The sequence below is a fragment of the Ochrobactrum sp. XJ1 genome, from assembly GCF_024701725.1.
Taxonomy (GTDB): Bacteria; Pseudomonadota; Alphaproteobacteria; order Rhizobiales; family Rhizobiaceae; genus Brucella; species Brucella anthropi.
The window spans coordinates 298,995-319,736 of sequence record NZ_VDGD01000005.1 but is presented as its reverse complement, the minus strand read 5'-3'; the positions used below and the strand labels follow the sequence as shown (position 1 = coordinate 319,736).

Sequence of the window (20,742 nt, the reverse complement as noted above, 5' to 3'; positions counted from 1 at the left end):
AATCAAAACAAAAAAGCCGGAGCAACGAGCTCCGGCTTTCTTTCTGTCTTATAAACACGGTTTATTCGGCTGACGTTGCCTCTTCATTTGTAGCAATCGTGTTGGCTTCATAACCATGTGCATCCTTCAAGGCTTTACGCACACCAGCCTCATAGTCGGGATGGATCAGCTTGAAGTGGCCGAGCTGACGCTCGACGATGAAGCCCGGAACTCCACCCATTGCCGCCGCAATATTGGAGAACAGACGCTGTTTCTGTCCGTCATCGAACAGATTGAACAAGGCCCGCGGCTGCGAGTAATCGTCGTTTCCCACACGATGGTCATAACGGGCGGCATCGCCGGAAATGCGCAACGGCGGTTCCTTGGCCGACGGTTGTTCGAGCGGGCCGTTAAACGAATTCGGCTCGTAATAGGCGTCCGGATTGCCGGTCTTGATACCGCCATAGACATTCATCTGACCATCACGGTGATAGTGATGAACCGGGCACTTCGGCTGATTGACCGGAATGCTTTCGTAATGCGTACCAAGGCGATGACGATGCGCATCCGCATAGGAGAAAATACGCGCCTGCAACATCTTGTCGGGTGAATAGCTGATACCCGGCACGATGTTCGACGGCGAGAAAGCCGCATTTTCAATCTCGGTGAAGTAGTTTTCCGGATTACGGTTCAGCTCCATGATACCGATATCGATCGGCGGATAGTCCGCATGCGGCCAGACTTTGGTAAGATCAAACGGATTGTACGGTGTCTTGTCGGCGTCGAGTTCCGGCATGATCTGCACCTGAACCTTCCACTTCGGGAAATTGCCCTTATCGATGGAAGTGAACAAGTCTTCCTGCGTGGATTCTCGCGTGCGACCAATCACACCTTCGGCTTCAGCATTGGTCCAGTGCTTGTGGCCCTGCATGGTCTTGAAATGGAACTTGACCCAATAGCGTTCACCGGCATCGTTCCAGAACGAATAGGTGTGAGAACCATAACCGTTGATATGACGCACATCGGTTGGCAAGCCGCGATCGGACATTAGGATCGTCACCTGATGCAGGCTTTCGGGCGAAAGCGACCAGAAGTCCCACATAGCGGTCGCCGAACGCAGGTTCGTCTTGGGATGACGCTTCTGGGTGTGGATGAAATCCGGGAACTTGACCGGGTCGCGTACAAAGAACACAGGGGTGTTGTTGCCGACCAGATCCCAGTTACCTTCCTCCGTATAGAACTTGAGAGCAAAGCCGCGCACGTCGCGCTCGGCATCAGCAGCACCCTGCTCGCCGGCAACGGTCGAAAAACGCGCCAGCATCGGCGTCTGGGCACCCGGCTGCAGTGCCTTGGCCTTGGTGTATTTCGAAATATCGCCGGTGATGGTCAGCGTACCATAAGCGCCCCAGCCCTTGGCATGAACGGCACGTTCCGGGATACGTTCGCGGTTTTGATGGCTTAGTTTTTCAATGAGCTGATAGTCCTGCATTAAAAGCGGGCCGCGCTCACCTGCGCTCAGGGAATTCTGGTTGTCCGGTATCGGAGCGCCTGCACTCGTCGTCATAATTGGGCGATCTGTCATGGGAATTCCCTCCTGAAAAGCCAATATTGGAATACAACTAGCCTTGCTATAAGCACGACACAGTTCGTCCGTGTCGCGCCGTGGCTAGGTAACTGGCTCAGATTAGACCTATTCCAATCATAATCTCCAATTGCTTTTCCGATTATTTTCGATAAGTTTTTCTTATCATGTTTACAGTACGTCAAATGCGCTATTTCGAAGCGCTTGCCGCCACGCTGCATTTCCGCAAAGCCGCGCAACTGGCACACGTGTCCCAGCCGGCCCTTTCGGCCCAGATCGCGGAAATGGAAGCTCTTGCAGGCGCGCCCCTTTTCGAGCGCTCGCAGCGACAGGTGATCATGACGGAGCTCGGCAAGCAGCTTTATCCGGGTATCCAGACCATCTTGCGCGAACTCCACACACTTGAGGAAATAGCCGCGCAAAGCCGGGGATTGTTACAAACACGGCTGCGGCTGGGCATCATTCCGACTGTTGCTCCGTATTTGGTCCCGGTTCTCATCCCTCTTTTGCGCGAACGGCATCCGTCATTCCGCCTCCAATTGCGAGAAAGCGTAACCGCGAAACTTCTTGATGAACTGCACGCGGGTGAAATCGATGCAATTGTCGCTGCCCTTCCCATTGATGATGAGCGGCTTGCCCAAAGAAAGCTGTTCGATGACCGCTTCCTGATTGCGACCTCAACTAATGATCAAACGGTTCTCGCTTCGCCTATGACACAGGACAACGTCGCTCTCGACCGTTTACTCCTGTTGGAAGAGGGGCATTGCATGAGGGATCAGGCATTGGCTGTTTGTTCGCTGCCTTCTCAGCGCCAGCTCGTAAAGTATGGTGCCACCAGCATGACCACCCTTTTACAAATGGTGAGTCATGGAATGGGCCTTACTCTCATTCCCGAAATCGCGGTGCGCGCGGAAGCACGCAGCAATCATATGCGCATCGTGCCCTTTGACGGCGAGCAACCAAAGCGGGAAATCGCCTTATTCTGGCGGCGACAGAGTATGCGCCGAAAAGATTTTCAGGCGCTTGGTGATTGTATCGTGGAAAGCGCCAATGGGCTTTTCATTCGTTCAAAGGAACTGGCAGCATTCACAAAATAAAAGGGCGGCCTAAAGCCGCCCTATCATGAATACCATGAGACAGGTTTACATGCCGCCGGGATAGTTCGGGCTTTCGCGGGTGATTGCAACGCCATGCGAATGGCTTTCCCGCAACCCGGCGTTGGAAATGCGCACAAAAGTCGCTTTCTCGCGGAATTCCTCCAGCGTCTTCGCGCCTACATAGCCCATGGAAGCGCGCAAACCGCCTGCAAGTTGGTGCAGGACCGCGGAAATCGGCCCCTTGTAAGCCACCTGTCCTTCGATGCCTTCCGGTACGAGCTTCAGCTCATCGCGCACTTCCGCTTGGAAATAACGATCAGCCGAGCCGCGCGCCATGGCACCGACCGAACCCATACCGCGATAGGCTTTGAACGAGCGGCCCTGATGCAAATAGACTTCGCCGGGGCTTTCTTCCGTACCGGCCAACAGCGAACCAGCCATTGCCGCGACTGCTCCAGCGGCCAACGCTTTGGCGAAATCGCCCGAAAACTTGATGCCGCCATCAGCGATTACCGGGATATTCTGCTTCTGCGCTGCTTCAACGGCTGACATAATGGCCGAAAGCTGTGGAACGCCGACACCGGCAACAATACGCGTCGTGCAGATCGAGCCCGGCCCGATACCAACCTTGACCGCATCCGCACCGGCATCAATCAGTGCCTGTGTACCAGCGGTCGTTGCCACATTACCTGCAAGAATTGCTATATTCGGATAGGCTTTCTTGATACGGGCCACTGCATCAAGAACGCGCTGCGAATGGCCATGCGCCGTGTCCACCACCAGAAGATCGACACCGGCTTCAATCAAACGTTCGGCGCGTTCGTAACCATCCTCGCCGACGCTCGTTGCTGCAGCAGCGCGCAGACGTCCCTGAGCGTCCTTGGCGGCGTTCGGATTGAGCTGCGACTTTTCAATATCCTTGACGGTAACAAGACCAACGCAACGACCCTGATCGTCGACAACGAGAAGCTTTTCAATACGATGAGCGTGCAACAGACGTTTTGCTTCGTCCTGATTGACATTCTCGCGAACCGTAATGAGGTTCTCACGGGTCATCAGCTCGTGGATTTTCTGCTTCGGATCGGACGCAAAACGGACGTCGCGATTGGTCAGGATACCGACAAGACGCCCCGGACCCTTGGTAGCATTCTCAACGACCGGAATACCCGAAATTCCATGTGCCTTCATCAATGCCTGAGCGTCGGCAAGTGTCGCATCCGGCCCGATGGTAACCGGATTTACTACCATGCCGGATTCAAATTTCTTTACCTGACGGACTTCTTCCGCCTGACGCTCCGGCGTCAGATTACGGTGAATGACGCCAATACCACCGGCCTGCGCCATCGCAATAGCCAGACGGGATTCCGTCACCGTATCCATGGCAGCAGAAAGAAGAGGAAGGTTAAGCTCGATATCCTTGGCGATGCGCGTGCGCAGATCAACCTGCCCCGGCATTACTTCGGAATGGCCCGGCTGCAACAGCACATCATCAAATGTGAGAGCGAGAGCGCCAGTGGGCGATTCCACGATTTTAGCCATTGCCAATTCCTTTGCCGATTTTATCGAATGAGAAAAGCCGCCTCTCCGGAATAGGTCCGGGAGCAGCGACACATCTGGTTTGCTAGGTTGAATTGGCACCGGCTGGTAACACGGTTATGACCAAATGGAAAGCCTTTTGCTGACAAGTTTCAGTTACCGATAAGGATTTACGTGATAAATCTCTGCACACATCGAAATCGGGCAGCAGCAGGCTTGCAGGGGCAAAGTGAGAAAATCCTATAGACGCGTTCCACTCATCCGCCGGTCAAAAGCCATGTGGATCTCACCACATGTCTGGAAACCGCGACTGGTCTTCTGGTGCGGCGCATTGGCCATCGGTCTTATCAGTGTAGGCTTTGCCGAAGCTGCGGACATTGCACAAGATTGGTTCAAGAGCCTCACAAGTGGAAGCGGCTGGCGTGCATGGCTTCCCCTGCTGATCACGCCGGTGGGGTTTATGGCCTGCTCCTGGATAGCCTTATCCTGGTTTCCAAATTCTGGAGGCAGTGGCATTCCGCAAGCAATTGCCGCACGCCATTTGCACGATCATGAAGATCGAACTCTGCTGCTTTCACTCAAAACCGCGATCGGTAAGATCATTCTTACTCTGGCCGGGCTTTTCAGTGGTGCATCTATCGGTCGTGAGGGTCCAACCGTGCAGATCGGCGCGTCCATCATGATGCAATCTGCGCGTTTCGGCGGCATGGAACAAGCGCGTGGTCTCATCCTTGCAGGCTCTGCCGCAGGTATAGCGGCTGCGTTCAATACCCCCCTTGCAGGTGTTGTCTTCGCTATTGAGGAGATGGGGCGCGCCTACGCCGCACGAACCAACGGTCTCGTATTATCTGCTGTTATTCTCGCCGGTCTTGCTTCACTTGGCCTCGTTGGAAACTATAATTATTTCGGGCTGACTACCGTTACCGCTTCCAGCGGCAAAGACTGGGTTCTGGTGATTGCGTGCGGTGTAATTGGTGGAGCATTCGGGGCTGCCTTCAGTGCACTCGCACTCGAACTAGGACGTCGTGTGCGACGCCGCATACAAAAGGCCCCTCTTCGCAATGCCGTATTTTTCGCGGGAATTTGCGGTCTTCTGGTCGCTATCATTGGCATTGCGTCCGGCGGATCGACCTTTGGAGCAGGCTACGATCAGGCACGGAGCGCCGTGGAAGGGTTGGCTCTTCCACCTCTTTATTTCATAGGGAAGTTCCTTGCCGGTCTCCTTTCCATGATTTCGGGGATACCGGGCGGAATATTTGCACCTTCTTTGTCGGTCGGTGCGGGACTGGGCAGCACAATCGGCCTGGTTCTTGGAACCAGTGCGAGTCTTGCTGCTGTTCTCGGTATGGCAGGCTACTTTGCCGGCGTCGTGCAAGCGCCGATGACTGCATTCGTCATCATTCTGGAAATGACCGGCAATCATAACAACGTCATTCCACTCATGTGCGCATCGATGCTGGGCTACGGCACTGCACGGCTGATCTCTCACGAGCCGCTCTACCATGCTTTGTCACGTGACTACGTGGCAGACGTACTGCGCCAGCGCCGGGCGCGCGAAAAGAATACGCTCTCTCAATAGAGCGAAAATGGAGGAGAAAACTGTTCATGGATCGCAGAACATTCGCCAAGTCGCTTGCGGGACTTGGGGCAATGCCCTTTGTCGTCAATGCGGCATCGGCAGCTACTGAGGGAGGAGCAGGCATGCTGGAGCTTATGGGTGGAAGCATCACGGATGTACCCGGAATCAAGCTGGGACACCACACACTAACAAAACGCCCGACCGGCTGCACCGTTCTTCTCTGCGAAGAAGGCGCTTCCGCAGGTGTTGATGTACGCGGTTCGGCGCCCGGTACGCGTGAAACCGATCTGCTCGATCCGATCAATTATGTGCAGCAGGTTCAAGCTATTCTGCTTTCAGGCGGTAGTGCCTATGGTCTGGCGGCTGCGACTGGCGTTATGCGTTATCTTGAAGAGAACAATCTCGGCTTCAAGATCGGCAAAGGCGTCGTTCCGATTGTACCAGCAGCAATCCTGATGGATCTCGGTGTCGGAGATTTTTCTGTGCGCCCCGATGAGGAAGCCGGTTATCTGGCATGCCAGGCCGCCAAGGCTGAAGCTTCTGGAGAAGGCAACATCGGTGCTGGTGCAGGCGCTACCGTCGGCAAAATGTTCGGCATGGACTACGCCATGAAGGGTGGGCTCGGCACAGCCAGTTATAAGGTGCCTGGCACCGAAATCGTTGTCGGCGCGATTGTTGCCGTCAATGCTGTTGGTGACGTCTATGCGCCAAATTCACGCCAGATTCTGGCTGGGGCGCGGACCGAGGACGGCAAGGGCTTCCGTGATACGATGTCCGCCATCATGCAGGGCCATGGCGTGGTCAAGTCCGGCGGTGCCAACACCACGATTGGCGCAATAGCGACCAACGTCCCGTTCGACAAGGCTCAGCTGAAAAAGATTGCGGGCATGGCGCATGACGGTTTTGCGCGCACAATCAACCCAATCCATACCATGTGGGACGGTGACACGATCTTCGCACTTTCCACAGGCAAGGCAAAAGACGTGGAAGCCGATGTAACTGCGATTGGAGCAATTGCAGCGACTGTTATGGCAGAAGCCGTGGCACGTGCAGTTGTCAATGCAGACAGCCTTAAGGATTTGAATTTGCCAGCATATAAGGATTATGCCCCGCAGTAAGGTGGTTACCTGTCAACAATACTGTGCACTTCGGCGGCCCGTCAGATGCACAAAAGGCAGTCTGGACAGGCTGTAGAAGCGTGTTCTTTACAGAAGCGAATCCTTCTATAGTCCAACCATGCCAATTCGACACTTAAGCGAAACCATCATCAACCAGATCGCGGCGGGGGAAGTCATCGAACGCCCCGCCAGCGTTATCAAGGAACTTGTCGAAAATGCTATCGACGCTGGCGCGACCCGCATTGAGGTCGTGACCGGTGGCGGTGGCAAGACATTGTTGAGCGTGACTGATAATGGTTCGGGAATTCCGATCGATGAGCTTCCATTGGCAGTCTCCCGCCATTGTACCTCCAAGCTTTCGGACGATGTGCACGACATTCGCGCACTTGGGTTTCGTGGGGAGGCTCTGCCATCCATTGGCTCGGTCGCAAAACTGACCCTCAAATCTCGTCCGCAGGACGCTGACTCCGGCTTTGAAGTATCGGTTTCCGGCGGACATCTCGACGGTCCCCGTCCTTCCGCGCTCAATCGCGGGACGATTGCCGAGGTCCGCGATCTTTTTTACGCGACGCCTGCCCGTCTCAAATTCATGAAAACGGATCGTGCGGAAGCTGCTGCCATAACCGACGTCGTCAAGCGCATCGCAATTGCCTTTCCCCATGTCCGCTTTTCGCTTGCAGGCACCGACAGGACACCGCTGGAACTGGCCGCAACCGGCAGCGGCGCAGAAGCAACGCTTGAGCGCATCAATCAGGTGCTCGGAAAAGAATTCGGCGAAAATGCGCTTGCCATTGACGCGGAACGCGACGGCGTGCGTCTGGCCGGGTTTGTCGGCATCCCCTCCCATAATCGTGGCAACGCCCTGCATCAGTTCGCCTATGTGAATGGGCGCCCGGTGCGGGACAAACAGCTTTTCGGCGCATTGCGTGGAGCCTATGCGGATGTCATGGCACGCGATCGTCATCCGGTTGCCGTACTGTTTCTGACGCTGGACCCGGCACTAGTCGACGTTAATGTGCATCCTGCCAAGGCTGACGTCCGTTTCCGTGATCCGGGTCTCGTGCGCGGACTGATCGTCGGGGCGATCAAACAAGCACTGGCGCAGTCAGGTATTCGGCCTGCGACCAGCGGTGCCGATGCCATGCTGCAAGCGTTCCGTGCAGAAGGATTCCAGCCGCCCTCACCATCATTCACATCGCGGCCTTCTTCGGCTGGTTATGCATCGGGGAGCTGGCACCCCGCAGTTTTCTCGCCGAGAACCGAATGGTCACCGCAGACCGCACATCCGGCGCATCGGCCGCTGGACTTGGGAGCGGCACGCTCCTTTCAGGAAAGTGACCAGGCGACGCTCGCCACCGTTAACGTGCTGGCGGCAGATGTCCGAGCGACGCGTGACGAAGCACCAGTGGAACTCCAGCAAAAGCCACTCGGGGCAGCCCGCGCGCAAATCCACGCGAACTATATTGTCTCCCAAACCGAAGACAGTCTCGTCATTGTAGATCAGCATGCGGCTCACGAACGTCTTGTTTACGAGGCGTTGAAAAACGCCCTGCATTCCCGCCCCATACCGGGACAGATGCTGCTTATTCCTGAAATTGTGGATCTGCCAGAAGAAGACGCCGAGCGACTGGCAACCCACGCGGAAACACTTGCCCGCTTTGGCCTTGGCATCGAGCAATTCGGACCCGGTGCCATCGCAGTGCGTGAAACGCCCGCAATGCTCGGAGAAATGAACGTGCAGCAGCTGATCCGCGATCTTTCGGATGAGATTGCGGAACACGACACATCTGAAGGATTGAAGGCCATGTTGAACCATGTGGCCGCAACAATGGCCTGTCATGGTTCCGTTCGCTCGGGGCGACGGTTGAAGCCTGAAGAAATGAATGCGCTCCTGCGTGAAATGGAAGCCACCCCCGGCTCAGGCACCTGCAATCACGGTCGCCCAACCTACATCGAACTGAAACTGATAGATATCGAACGGCTATTTGGCAGGCGCTGATAGAATTACAACGACGTATGATGTTGTACTGCTGGACGCAACGCACGACGCTTGCTAGAGTCGGCTACAAAGGTTTTACACACATGAATAAATTTGAATCCCCCCGTTCTTCTGAAGCTGTTCTGCGCTATCTCGACGGTGATTATGAAATCGTCAGGCATGGAGCCTATGTCGCGTGCGCGGTGACAGGCGCCCATATCCCGCTCGATGAACTCAAATATTGGAGTGTTTCGCGGCAGGAACCCTACGCAACAGGCCTGATTTCTTTTGAACGTGAGTTGGAAGTCAATCCTGAAATGCGTAGCCGAAAGAAGGCTTAAAATCAGCTTGTAACACGGCTTTTGAAGCGCTCGATGACCGTATCCAGAATGTGGTCAAGCGCATCGTTGCGATCAAATTTGAGATCAACGTTAAGGACAGCGAGTTTCGTCAGAAAACCGGCAGGAACTCCAATCATCGTTGCCAGACGCACCTGATCCTTCGCAGTAGTGATCAATCCCAATCCCTGACGACGGGCTGTGTCTGTCAGATTGCGAATATCGTCTGGTGCAAAGCTGTGATGATCGGGGAACGAACGTGTTTCCACAATCTCACCGCCTGCTTCAGCAACACTTGCATAGAATTTTTCAGGATTACCTATGCCCGCAAATGCAAGCCAACGATTGCCCGCTACCGGTACGGTAGACGACGGCTTAAGCTGAGCTTCATATATCGGTCTACCTGCTCGTGCTGCCTGACGGATAACGAAATCAGCACCATCACCTTTGCCGATACGCAGCAAAGCGTCGGTCTTACGCATTTGATCTGTCAGTGGAGCCCGCAGGGGGCCTGCCGGTATGACCTTACCATTGCCAATACCACGGGCAGCATCCACAACCAGCAACGAAAAATCGGCAAAAAGTCGTGCGCTCTGGAAACCGTCATCCATGATGATAAAATCGCAACCGAGCGCCTGTAAATATCGAGCCGCCTTTAGCCTATCAGGACAGAGAGCCACCGAAGCATGACGTGCCAGCAGGAGTGGCTCATCTCCGACGTAACGCGCACTGTCATGCGCGGGATCAACAACGTGTAGTCCCTTGTAAGCGCCGCCATATCCGCGTGAGACAATTCCGGGGTTTAGACCTCGTGCTTTTGCACCAGCAGAAAAAGCAATTGCAGTCGGTGTTTTTCCGGCCCCACCTACGGTAAAATTGCCCACGCAAAGAACCGGCAGAGAAATTTTTGGTGGTTCCGCTTTCAAAAGCCGACGGCCCGCCACGGCTCCGTAGAGCCAGGCAGCAGGCGCCAAAGACAAAGCGCGCCAATCAGGTTTATCCCACCAGAAAGGCGGCGCTTCACTCACCATGCTCAGTGACCGCCTGTCTGATAGGCAGCCTCATTGCGATTGCCGGGTAACTGTGCCTGCAGGATCAATGGCTGGATAAACGGCTCGAGTGCGACAAGCGTACGATCCAGTGCGCCGCGCATATCCCTGACCGTGCTCACCCCGGCATTGATCATGGCACGGAGATGCTGAGGGTTGTTGAACAGGAAATTGATCGCTCCTGCGAGCATATTGCGATCCTTCACAATGCGTGCGCCCCCATTCTTGATGAGGCGTTGGAAGGATTCACGGAAATTCTGGACATTTCGTCCTGTTAACACAGCAGTTCCCATCATCGCCGGTTCCAGAGGGTTGTGTCCACCTTCCTTGGTCAGCGAATTGCCAATAAATGCTATTTCGGTGAGCTGAAGATAAAGTCCCATCTCCCCAATGGTATCTCCGAGCAGGATATCTGTGTCGGCTTCAATCGGCTCATTGGCGCTGCGACGCGCAACCTTGAGCCCCTTTTCAGCCAGCATAGCCTGAATGGCCGCAGCACGATCTGGATGACGCGGCACGATGATCGTGACAAGATGCGGATAGCGTACTTTCAGCATCTGATGAACTTCTGCTGTGATCGCTTCTTCGCCGTCATGGGTCGAAATTGCGGCCCACGTTCTCCGTCCACCGATCTGGCGTTGCAATGCGGCCAGAGCCTGTGGATCAGCCGGCGGCGGATTCGTATCGACCTTGAGATTACCTGAAACACTGACAGGCCGCGCTCCCAGCGTACGAAAGCGATCTGCATCTAGTTCCGACTGTGCGACCACATAGGCAAAATTTTCAAAGAGCGCTTCGGCCAGAGCCGGTCTTTTCTGCCAGGCAGCAAAAGAGCGGTCAGACATGCGCCCATTGACCAGAACCTGCGGCGTGTGGCGACTGCCAAGTGAAAGCACAGTAGCAGGCCAGACTTCAGATTCACAACCGATGGCAAGATCAGGTTTCCAGTGGTTGAGAAACCTGTTAACCGCCGGTTGCAAATCCAGCGGCGCGTATTGGTGAATGACCTTACTACCTAACTGATCTGCGACAACTTTTGCCGACGTCACAGTACCTGTCGTCAGCACGATATGGATACCAGTCGCAGCGATCCGCTCAATCAATGGCGTGATCGCGACGGTTTCACCAACGCTTGCCGCGTGGGCCCAGATAACCGGCCCTTGCGGACGTGCTATGGCGGATTTGCCGTAGCGCTCGCCGCGGCGCATGCGCTCTTCCTTGCCGCGAGACGCACGATAGGCGATGTAAGGCCCCATAAATGGATAGGCCGCGGAACCGAGTGCACGGTAGGCAGACAACATATTGCGCGCCCAGCGTTCGCTCATTTCGCTTTCTCCAACGCAGCATAGGCCTTGACGGTCGCGTCGTTGAGTTGGCGCGTTAGCTCCATGCGTTTTTCTTCCAATTGCGTTTCATCGGCATCCGCGTCGACCCATACATTGTCGCCGCGCACGATAATCGAACGCCCAAAGGGCAGCGGAATCGTCGTTTTATCCCAGGACTTTTCCAGAACATGGTTCCGTGAGAAAGCATAAGCAACCGGTATTATCGGACGACCGGACAATTTCGCCAATAAAATGATGCCTTCTCCGGCCTCACGCGCTTTGCCGTGAGCGATGTCCGCTATAATTGATGCCGACTGCCCGTTTTTGAGAGCATTCTTCAACGTCAGAAGCGCGCGCGCGCCTCCCTTTTCAGGCTTGGAGCGCGAACCTCGTCCACCAGAGCCACGCACTGTCAACAATCCAAGTTTTTCCGCAACACGAGCGTTCAGTTCCGCATCTGCACTGCGCGAAAACATGGCGACAAGTTCAATTCCCTTGGGGCAGATGAACGGTCCCATGAGATGTTGCCCATGCCAGAAAGTCACGATGAAAGGATCGTCTTTACCCACCAGCGCCTGTGGGTCTGCTGATTCTTTCAAGCGAGAATTTGTGAAATAGACAAGCTTGAAGTAGGAGGTGATCAGCCAGACCAGCATGGCTTTAACCACGGCAGACTGCGCCAGTGGCCCGCGAATACGTCGCCAGAGGCGCTTCGCGAATCCTTGCTTCTTATGCCCGGTGGTCTGACCCGGGCTATCTCCGCTTTGCATCCGATATTGGCCGGGAGCAGTCAAACTGCTCAATCCGCCTTCAGCGTCACGCCTTCTGGATCGAGCAACCGATGCAGGTGCACGATGAAATAGCGCATATGAGCATTGTCTACTGTTTGCTGTGCCTTCGACTTCCATGCGGTCTTGGCCGACTCGTAATCCGGGTAGATGCCAACGATATCGACGTTTTCAAGATCGCGGAACTCAACGGTACCGAGCTTTTTCAGCTCACCGCCGAACACCAGATGAAGAAGCTGCTTTTTGTCGCCTTCGACGCTCATGACAATTATCCCTGAACAAAATTGGTTCGCGGCATGATTAACCCAAGGGTCAGTCCGCGACAACACTCAACATTTTTTGCAGAAGGTCTCCGCTGGCGGCAACGAGAGCGCCATGGCTCAACGTCGGACCACCATACTGGATCGGTAGGGCATCGCTTGTCAGGATTGCCCCGCCCGACTCACTCAGGATCAGATCAGCTGCTGCCAAATCCCAATCATGTGAATTTGGCCGAATGAAGGTGCCCGCTATATCTCCACGCGCCACCATAGCGATACGGTAGGCCAGCGAGGGAACATAGGGATGAATCTTTACACGATCCCGCCAGCTTTCCGGGAGTGCCGTCACCATATTGCGGGCTGATGCTATTGTCACCTGTTCACCGGGCGATGGTAATCTGACACGTATCACAGCACCGTTTTGTGAAGCCCCAACGCCTTTCCCTGCTTCGATGAGTTCGTTGCGCGCCGGACATTCCAGAACGCCAGCCAACGGGCGGCCATTTTCCACAACGGCTATGCTAATACACCATTGATCCTGTCCAGCGATGTATGCACGGGTGCCGTCAATCGGATCGACAACGAAGGCGCGGCTGCGTTTTTCAGCCGCCCGTTCATCGACGGTCTCTTCCGATATCCAGCCATAATCTGGCCGCGCTTTCAAAAGAACATCCTTTAGATAGCGGTCAACAGCCAGATCAGCTTCACTGACCGGCGATGAACCATCCTTCAGCCAGACTTCCGGAGAACGACCGAAGTAGCGCATCGCGATACGTCCGGCTTCACGCGCAGCATCACGCAGAAGCGTCAGTTCACTGACAATTTCGTTGTGCCTGTCAGTTTCCGGCAAGAGTCATGCCTTCAATTACGAGTGTCGGTGCCGTCATCCCGAAGTTTCGGTCAATATCGGAGGCGGGTGTCATATTGAGGAACATGTCCTTGAGGTTCGAAGCAATCGTCACTTCACTGATCGGGTAGGCAAGTTCGCCATTTTCGATCCAAAACCCCGACGCGCCGCGGCTATATTGGCCCGTGATCATGTCAACGCCCTGCCCGAATACCTCTGTCACATAAAAACCTGTGCCTATTGCACGGATCAATTCCTCCGGCGACTGCGAACCGGGCTCGATGGCAAAATTGGTTGAAGCAGGCGAAACGCCAGAGCCCGAACGAACACCACGACCATTGCCTTGCAGGCCCAGTTCCCGGGCGCTCGATCCAGAAAGCAGCCAGTGTTTGAGAACGCCATCCTCCACCATCGTCAAAGATTGCCCCTCAATCCCTTCGCCGTCGAACGGGCGCGAAGACGAACCGCGCACACGCAGCGGATTGTCAGTAACATTTATGCCGTTCTTGAGAACCTGTTTACCGAGACTGTCACGAAGAAAGCTCGTCTTGCGTGCAACAGAAGCGCCATTAATCGCGCTTGCAAGATGTCCCGCAATACCGCGCGCAAGGCGAGGATCGTAGATAACGGTGACAGGCCCCGTCTTCGCCTGACGTGCACCCAACCGCCGCACAGCGCGTTCACCAGCGCGACGACCGATATCATCAGGCGTATCAAGATCAGAAAAATGCAGGCGCGAACTGAAATCATAATCGCGCTCCATTTTCGTGCCCTCGCCCGCAATGGCCGAGACCGATCGTCCAAAGCGTGTAGCAGCATAATGCCCCGAAAAGCCTGTCGATGTGACCAGCACCAGACCACCCAGGCTGCGCGAGGCACCAGCTCCGCCTGAATTCGTCACGCCGCTGACTGCGAGTGCAGCTGCTTCCGTCGCAAGTGCGTCCTGCGTCAAACGGTCGGAATCGATTTCCGTTGAATCGTAGAGATCAAGATCACGAGGCGAAACAACAAGCAGCGATGGGTCTGCGAGTTGCTCATAGGGATCCTCCGGCGCAACGCGTGCCATAGCAACAGCACGCTCGGCGAGACGGTCGGGATCGGCGCTCGCATTGGCCGAAACGCTCGCAATGCGACGGCCCACAAAAACGCGCAGAGCGAAATCGTCACTTTCCGACGATTCGGTTCCCTCAACCTTGCCCAACCTCACTGATACGCTAACTGACCGTGCTCGCATCACGACTGCGTCAGCCTGATCAGCTCCCGCCCGTTTGGCTGCAGCCACGAGAACGGCTGCGCGATCGACAAGTTTCTCCGCCGAATTATCTGAAATCATTATATAATCCGAGTTTCCCAAGTTCATCACGGTTCAACCTCGCAATACAATTTGCAGCGGGACCGAAACCGGGACTTGCTAAAAAATATCGTCAAATTGTTCGACATCGGGCTGATTACAGCCATATCTTGTTTCTATATTGCCGAAATCCTAGGGCTTCAAGGCAAGCCCTCCTACATTTCTCCAAATTCCAAGAGCTTGGCATGGTTGCAACTGGCGGAAGTCTCTACCTGCAGTGTCTGATGATTTTGGGCGGTGCGATTATCGCTGCGCCGCTGTTCAAGCGATTAGGGCTTGGTACAGTCCTCGGCTATCTTGCGGCAGGCATCACGATCGGACCCGTAGCTCGCCTCATTGCAGACGGCGAAGATTTCCTGCACTTCTCCGAGCTTGGTGTTGTCTTCCTTCTCTTCATCATCGGACTTGAGCTGAAACCCTCAAGACTTTGGGCGTTGCGCCAATCAATCTTCGGTCTTGGTACCGCGCAGGTTCTGCTTTGTGGAGCAGCCCTGACTGCTCTTGGCATCTACTTTGCGGGCCTCAGCCCCGAAGCAGGGATCATCATCGGTTTCGGTCTCGCACTTTCGTCTACGGCATTTGCCATGCAGGTTTTGGAGGACCGGGCCGAAACGAACCAGAAACACGGTCAACGTGCTTTTTCGATCCTGCTGTTCCAGGACCTCGCCATCGTGCCGATCCTTGCAATTATTCCGGCACTTTCGCCGACCGAACCGTCGCAGGCGAGCGCGGGTTTCCATCTTGCCACAGCAATTGCGGCCATCGCGGCACTGGTGGTCGCCGGACGTTATCTCATCAATCCGATGTTCCGCATTATCGCCAATACCGGCGCTCGCGAAGTGATGATCGCAGCAGCGCTTTTTGTGGTGCTCGGATCAGCCAGCCTGCTTCAGGCGGCTGGCCTTTCGATGGCCATGGGTGCATTTATCGCTGGTGTTTTGCTGGCGGAATCATCCTACCGACACGAACTTGAAGCGGATATCGAACCATTTCGCGGAATCTTTCTCGGATTGTTTTTCGTGGCGGTTGGTCTTTCGCTGAACCTCACTGTGATCGTACAGTATTGGAAGGTTATCCTTCTTGCTGTTCCCATTTTCATGGCAACCAAGATCGCGATCATCTATCTGCTGTGCCGTGTCTTCCGGTCCAACCATAACGATGCTGTGCGAATTGCGTTTCTTCTGCCGCAAGGCGGCGAATTTGCCTTTGTTCTTTTCTCGGCAGCTTCTGCCGCGTCCATAATCTCAAGCGCACTCGGTTCAGAGCTTGTAGCCGCCGTCACCGTATCCATGGCGCTAACACCGCTTTCCGTTTTGATTGGCTCAAAGCTGCTTATCAAGGACAAGACTGTCGATGAAATTGAGGAAAACTTCGAAGGTGCCGGTTCTGACGTATTGATGATCGGCTTCTCGCGATACGGTCAGATTGCATCGCAAATCCTGCTCGCTGGCGGTATCGACGTAACCGTGATTGACAGTTCGCCCAATCGCGTGCGTGCTGCCGGAAAATTTGGCTTCCGTATTTATTTTGGCGACGGTACTCGTAAAGACGTGCTGGAAGCGGCAGGTATAAGAAAAGCGAAGATCGTTGCCATCTGTACCCACAAGAAGGAAACGACCAACCACATCATCAACCTTATACAATCCGAATACCCGGATGTGCGGCTGTTCGTTCGTTCATATGATCGGGAACATACGCTGCAACTGCGCGCTCAAGGTGTCGAGTATGAACTGCGCGAAACGTTCGAATCCGGTTTGCTGTTTGGTCAGCGTACACTCGAAGGGCTCGGCATAGCCGAAACCCAAGCCTACGAAATTCGTGAAGACGTTCGCCAGCGCGACGAAGATCGTCTCCACGTGCAGGCTTCGGAAGGAATCATGGCTGGTCGCCATCTGCTCTTTAACAAACCGGTCACACCAGAGCCTCTGGTCAAACCTGCCCGCGAAGGTCAGCGCATCGACAAAGGCGCGGATGATATCGTATCCGCCTCGTCGTCAAGTGACACAGTCGGATCACCCGTTCCGGCGGAATAGCAAACGTATAGGAAGCCGGTAGATTCAGGTTGCAAGCGTTGAATTTATCGGCACCACTTTTCCCTCGACTGTCAGTTCGAGAGCACGTTTCAGTTCGTCGCGAACACTGGCGCTCTGTGACAATATCTGTTCGAACTTCAGGAAATCCAGAAGACCGATCCGCTCGACATTAGGGCGAATGAAAATGTGCGGGGGGCGAATTCGAAATTTGTTTTCGATGATGGAGCACATGGTCAGCTGGTTCGCTCCGATCACTGCCTCGAACGTGGTAGGCATATAGTCATCTGGTCCGACCGGCGTGCCGACAACGTCGATACCGATGACAATATCAGCCTCATCAAACAGCAGATCAAAGGGCACGGGGTTGAACAAACCGCCATCGACCAGAATGCGGCCATCCCGGCGTACTGGTGCGAAAACTGGTGGTATGGCACAGGATGCCGCGATGGCCGAATGCAGATCGCCATCGCGAATATGGATTTCCCGAGCGGCGTGAAAGTCCGCCGCTGTGATAGTCATCGGGATTTTCAGCTCTTCTACATTCATCGGCAGGCTTGCAGGCAAAAAGACGTCCAGCACCTTTTCGATATTGAACTGGCTGACGCGCAAGCCACCTTTCAGCAATTCTACCCAGCGCGCAGGGCGGGTTTGCCACATACGCTTTGCGACTTCGGAGCGGCGATTGAAAATCGCCGCCATATATTCATGAATTTCCTTGCCCGTCATGCCGCTCGCCATTCCGGCGCCAACGATCGAACCTATCGACGAGCCTGCAATTGCAACCGGTTTGATACCAAGTTCATCGAGCACCTCGACAATATGGATGTGGGCAATGCCGCGTGCCCCACCTCCGCCGAAAGCGACGGCAATTCGGGGCGATGACGGCACTGCCTTTTCCAATTTGGCACCTTTTAGCTTTGGGCCGGGCCGAAAATCAATATTGCCGGTTCCGCTTCAAGCAGTTTCTTGGCAATAGCCTTGACCTGATCCAACGTTACAGCATCAATCAACCCCGAACGCTTGTCGATATAATCACGCGGAAGTTCTGCTTCCTGCAAGCTAACGAGAGTTTCAGCAATAGCGGCGGATGAATCCAGATTGTTGACGGCGTAAGATCCCTTGAGGAAGTTTTTGGCAGCAGCGAGTTCTTCTTCCGTGGGCCCGTCCGCGGCCATAGCAGCAACCTGCTCGCGGATAATCTTCAGGGATTCCTGCGCTTTGTCAGGACGGGTCGCAGTCGAAATCATCAATGCCGAAACGTGATCGCGCATGACCATGGATGACGATACCGAATAGGCAAGGCCACGCTTTTCACGCACTTCGGCATAAAGACGCGATGTAAAGCCACCACCCAGAATATGGTTCATCAGATAGGCTGCAAAGAATTCGGGATCCTTGCGCGGAATAGCCGGATAGACAAAGCTGATCGAGGTCTGCGGCATATCGAAATTGAGACTGGTCGTCGTGCCAAGTGCCAGTTTGGCATCGGGTACAGGAACCAGTTCGGCCATCGCGGGGAGATCGCCGAACACCTTATCCAGCAACGCCCCCAAATCCTTCGCATTGATCGAACCCACAACGCCGATAGTCAGACGGTCACGCGCAAAGTTCTTGCGGTGAAAGTTCACCAGATCGTCACGCGTGATCGACTGCAGTGATTTCACCGTGCCATCGTCGGGACGCGCATAAGGATGGTTCCCGTAGAGAACTTCGGAGAACTTACGCGATGCAATCGTCGAAGGGTTGCGTTGTGAGGATTCGATACTCGCAACCACCTGCTGTCGAATACGATCAATTGCATCCTGGTCGAAGCGAGGCTTGTTGACAGAAAGAGCAAGCAAGTTTGTGACTGCGTCGCGATTTTCCGCGAGCATGCGAATACCACCCGAAACGGAATCCTGTGTTGCAGAAAAGCTCATTTCCGCGCCCAGATTGTCTATCTTCTCCTGAAACGCATCCGATTTCAGATCACCCGCGCCCTCGTCGAACAGCCCTGTCATCAGGTTAGCCAACCCTTCCTTCCCGGAAGGGTCCTGCGATGTGCCACCCTTGAATGAGAACCGCATGGAAATAAGCGGGACTGAATCGTCTTCTACCAGCCAGGCATGAATACCTTTTGGCGAAACAACTTCCTGAATTTCGATTGCGCGCGCCGGCAAGGCGCACACGATCAGCAATGTCACGGATGCGGCAAGAACACCCACAGCCGACCCGGCATAGCGAAAGTCGAAAACACGTCTGAAGTTCAACGTAAGAATGTTCTTCACTGGATCGCTCCTCCCGCACCATTGGCCCCGGCGCTTCCCGCTGACGCATCCGGGTTCTCGCGAGCGCTCTCCGGCTCGGCGTCCGGAGGAAGCAGGTAACTCGTTACCGATTGGTCTTTAACGAGATAACGCGTCGCCACATCCTTGATCTGATCGACTGTGACACCCTTGATGACCTCCGGCCATTTCTGGATATCGTCAACCGTTTGCCCAACAGACAGTGACGAGCCATAAATCCGGGACATACCTGTCTGGCTGTCGCGTGCAAAGATAACCGCTTTCAGGAAACGATTGCGAGCTTGATCGAGCTCGGTCTGGCTTACGCCGTCTTTGATGATCCGTGCCACTTCGGCTTCAACGGCTTTTTCGACATCGCCAAGCGTCGCGCCATTGCGCGGCGCGCCATATACAGAAAACGTGCCGTCATCAAGCGCATCGCCACCATAGCTCGCGCCCGTATTGGCAGCGATACCCTGCTTGACAATCAATTCCTGATAAAGGCGTGAACGCAACGAACCGCCGAGAATTTCGCTCAGTAGATCGAGGGCGGGGGCATCCCCTGGTTTTACATTCGGAAACCGTTTTTCGTTCGCATAGGAAGGAACAAGCCACGACACACGGAATGAGGGGGTGCTTACACGCTCATCGTGCAACGTCACGACGCGGGCGGCGTGCTTCGCGGGCTCCTGCGGACGCTCACGCGGCAGAACTTCCGCGCGTTTCGGCACCTTTGCCCATGTCTGCAACGTCAGCTCGCGTACGCGTTCCGGTGAAACGTCTCCAGCGATGATGAGCGTTGCGTTATTCGGTGTGTAATATTGCTGATAAAAGTCGATGGCGTTCTTGAGGCTTAGCTTTTCCATTTCCTGCTGCCAGCCAATTACAGGCTTGCGATAAGGATGGTTATAGAAAAGAACAGCGTCGGTATTCTCCATCAGCATGGAAGCCGGATTGGAATCAACTCGCATCCGGCGTTCTTCCAGAATGACATCCCGTTCGGTTTTCACGGCTTCTTCATTGAGCACCAGATTTTCCATCCGGTCCGACTCGAACTGCATTACCATTTCCAGCGCTTCGGGAGATACCCGCTGGAAATAGGCCGTATAATCATAGGAGGTGAAGGCGTTTTCTTGCCCGCCGATGGAGGCGACTTTCGCCGAAAACTCGCCAGCTGGGTGGTTCTTCGTACCCTTGAACATCAGATGTTCGAGGAAATGCGCGATACCTGAAACGCCGGGCGCTTCATCGGCCGACCCTACATGGTACCAGATCATCTGGGTCACGACTGGAGCGCGATGATCGGGGATGACAACCACTTCCAGACCATTTGGCAATGTGAAATGACTGACCCCATCCGACTGGATGATTTCTGGAAGCGCTGTTTGTTCAGCGACTGGGGGCGACACGGGCGCTGGTTGCGTTTCGGCGGCAGCGGCAGGTTGGCTTTCTGCCCGGACTGCACCGCTTGCCACCGGTAAAGCCAGCACGAAACCCAAGGCGGTGGACAACAGCAAGCGCCGGAGTGAGGGGTTATTCACCAAGCGACATCTCCAATCGGTTTCATTCCCGCCCGTTTTTCCGGGCGACATGTTATATTTTATGCGAACGGAATCGT

Annotated in this window: 17 protein-coding genes; 6 read left to right on the top strand and 11 right to left on the bottom strand. The window is 54.9% G+C overall.

What is annotated here, in order from left to right; all coding sequences use genetic code 11:
* Positions 1–61: 61 nt before the first annotated feature.
* Positions 62–1,561, bottom strand: a complete 1,500-nt coding sequence (gene katA / locus FG152_RS11225) for a catalase KatA (protein ID WP_498986508.1) — start codon at positions 1,559–1,561, stop codon at positions 62–64.
* 167 nt (positions 1,562–1,728) lie between these two features.
* Between katA and FG152_RS11220 the strand changes: the two genes are divergently transcribed.
* The gene (locus tag FG152_RS11220; protein WP_029376224.1) at positions 1,729–2,658 is read left to right on the top strand and encodes a hydrogen peroxide-inducible genes activator; all 930 of its coding nucleotides are present in this window, start codon (positions 1,729–1,731) and stop codon (positions 2,656–2,658) included.
* Between the two features lie 45 nt (positions 2,659–2,703).
* Here the strand turns inward: FG152_RS11220 and guaB are convergent, their stop codons facing one another.
* A complete protein-coding gene (gene guaB / locus FG152_RS11215; RefSeq protein ID WP_010661016.1) occupies positions 2,704–4,197 on the bottom strand; it encodes an IMP dehydrogenase in 1,494 nt (497 codons plus the stop codon).
* Positions 4,198–4,423: 226 nt separating this feature from the next.
* On the opposite strand from guaB, the gene FG152_RS11210 reads away from it, so the two are divergent.
* The 4 genes from FG152_RS11210 (at position 4,424) to FG152_RS11195 (ending at position 9,210) form a co-directional block, all read left to right on the top strand.
* Positions 4,424–5,773: a chloride channel protein gene (locus tag FG152_RS11210; protein WP_029376223.1), complete on the top strand. Its 1,350-nt coding sequence runs from the start codon at positions 4,424–4,426 to the stop codon at positions 5,771–5,773.
* Positions 5,774–5,799: 26 nt separating this feature from the next.
* On the top strand, positions 5,800–6,891 hold the full coding sequence (locus FG152_RS11205; protein WP_010661014.1) for a P1 family peptidase: 1,092 nt from the start codon (positions 5,800–5,802) through the stop codon (positions 6,889–6,891).
* Between the two features lie 118 nt (positions 6,892–7,009).
* Positions 7,010–8,890 carry a DNA mismatch repair endonuclease MutL gene (gene mutL, locus FG152_RS11200; protein WP_010661013.1) on the top strand — a complete coding sequence of 627 codons (1,881 nt, stop codon included), beginning with the start codon at positions 7,010–7,012 and terminating at the stop codon, positions 8,888–8,890.
* 83 nt (positions 8,891–8,973) lie between these two features.
* Positions 8,974–9,210, top strand: a complete 237-nt coding sequence (locus FG152_RS11195) for a DUF2093 domain-containing protein (RefSeq protein WP_010661012.1) — start codon at positions 8,974–8,976, stop codon at positions 9,208–9,210.
* A gap of 2 nt (positions 9,211–9,212) precedes the next feature.
* Here FG152_RS11195 and lpxK read toward each other — a convergent pair whose 3' ends face one another.
* The 6 genes from lpxK to FG152_RS11165 are packed head-to-tail and all read right to left on the bottom strand — an operon-like array spanning position 9,213 to position 14,809.
* Entirely contained in the window at positions 9,213–10,238 is a 1,026-nt protein-coding gene (gene lpxK / locus FG152_RS11190) for a tetraacyldisaccharide 4'-kinase (protein WP_010661011.1), read from the bottom strand.
* Positions 10,239–10,240: 2 nt separating this feature from the next.
* Positions 10,241–11,581, bottom strand: a complete 1,341-nt coding sequence (gene waaA, locus FG152_RS11185) for a lipid IV(A) 3-deoxy-D-manno-octulosonic acid transferase (protein WP_010661010.1) — start codon at positions 11,579–11,581, stop codon at positions 10,241–10,243.
* Positions 11,578–12,351 (bottom strand): lysophospholipid acyltransferase family protein, encoded by a 774-nt coding sequence (locus FG152_RS11180; RefSeq protein WP_010661009.1) that lies wholly within the window; start codon positions 12,349–12,351, stop codon positions 11,578–11,580. The genes waaA and FG152_RS11180 overlap by 4 nt, the downstream gene beginning before the upstream one ends.
* Positions 12,352–12,380: 29 nt before the next feature.
* Positions 12,381–12,632 carry a DUF4170 domain-containing protein gene (locus FG152_RS11175; protein WP_010661008.1) on the bottom strand — a complete coding sequence of 84 codons (252 nt, stop codon included), beginning with the start codon at positions 12,630–12,632 and terminating at the stop codon, positions 12,381–12,383.
* Between the two features lie 49 nt (positions 12,633–12,681).
* Positions 12,682–13,479: a 3'(2'),5'-bisphosphate nucleotidase CysQ gene (locus FG152_RS11170; RefSeq protein WP_010661007.1), complete on the bottom strand. Its 798-nt coding sequence runs from the start codon at positions 13,477–13,479 to the stop codon at positions 12,682–12,684.
* Entirely contained in the window at positions 13,466–14,809 is a 1,344-nt protein-coding gene (locus FG152_RS11165) for a TldD/PmbA family protein (protein WP_010661006.1), read from the bottom strand. Before FG152_RS11165 ends, FG152_RS11170 begins: the two co-directional genes overlap by 14 nt.
* Positions 14,810–15,012: 203 nt before the next feature.
* On the opposite strand from FG152_RS11165, the gene FG152_RS11160 reads away from it, so the two are divergent.
* A complete protein-coding gene (locus FG152_RS11160) occupies positions 15,013–16,860 on the top strand; it encodes a monovalent cation:proton antiporter-2 (CPA2) family protein (RefSeq protein ID WP_029376222.1) in 1,848 nt (615 codons plus the stop codon).
* 24 nt (positions 16,861–16,884) lie between these two features.
* Here FG152_RS11160 and FG152_RS11155 read toward each other — a convergent pair whose 3' ends face one another.
* From FG152_RS11155 to FG152_RS11145, 3 genes are read right to left on the bottom strand one after another with little or no spacing between them, the layout of a single operon-like run.
* Entirely contained in the window at positions 16,885–17,760 is an 876-nt protein-coding gene (locus FG152_RS11155; protein ID WP_029376221.1) for a patatin-like phospholipase family protein, read from the bottom strand.
* A gap of 11 nt (positions 17,761–17,771) precedes the next feature.
* On the bottom strand, positions 17,772–19,118 hold the full coding sequence (locus FG152_RS11150) for a M16 family metallopeptidase (protein ID WP_235691860.1): 1,347 nt from the start codon (positions 19,116–19,118) through the stop codon (positions 17,772–17,774).
* Positions 19,119–19,123: 5 nt separating this feature from the next.
* On the bottom strand, positions 19,124–20,665 hold the full coding sequence (locus FG152_RS11145; RefSeq protein WP_010661002.1) for a M16 family metallopeptidase: 1,542 nt from the start codon (positions 20,663–20,665) through the stop codon (positions 19,124–19,126).
* Between the last annotated feature and the right edge of the window lie 77 nt (positions 20,666–20,742).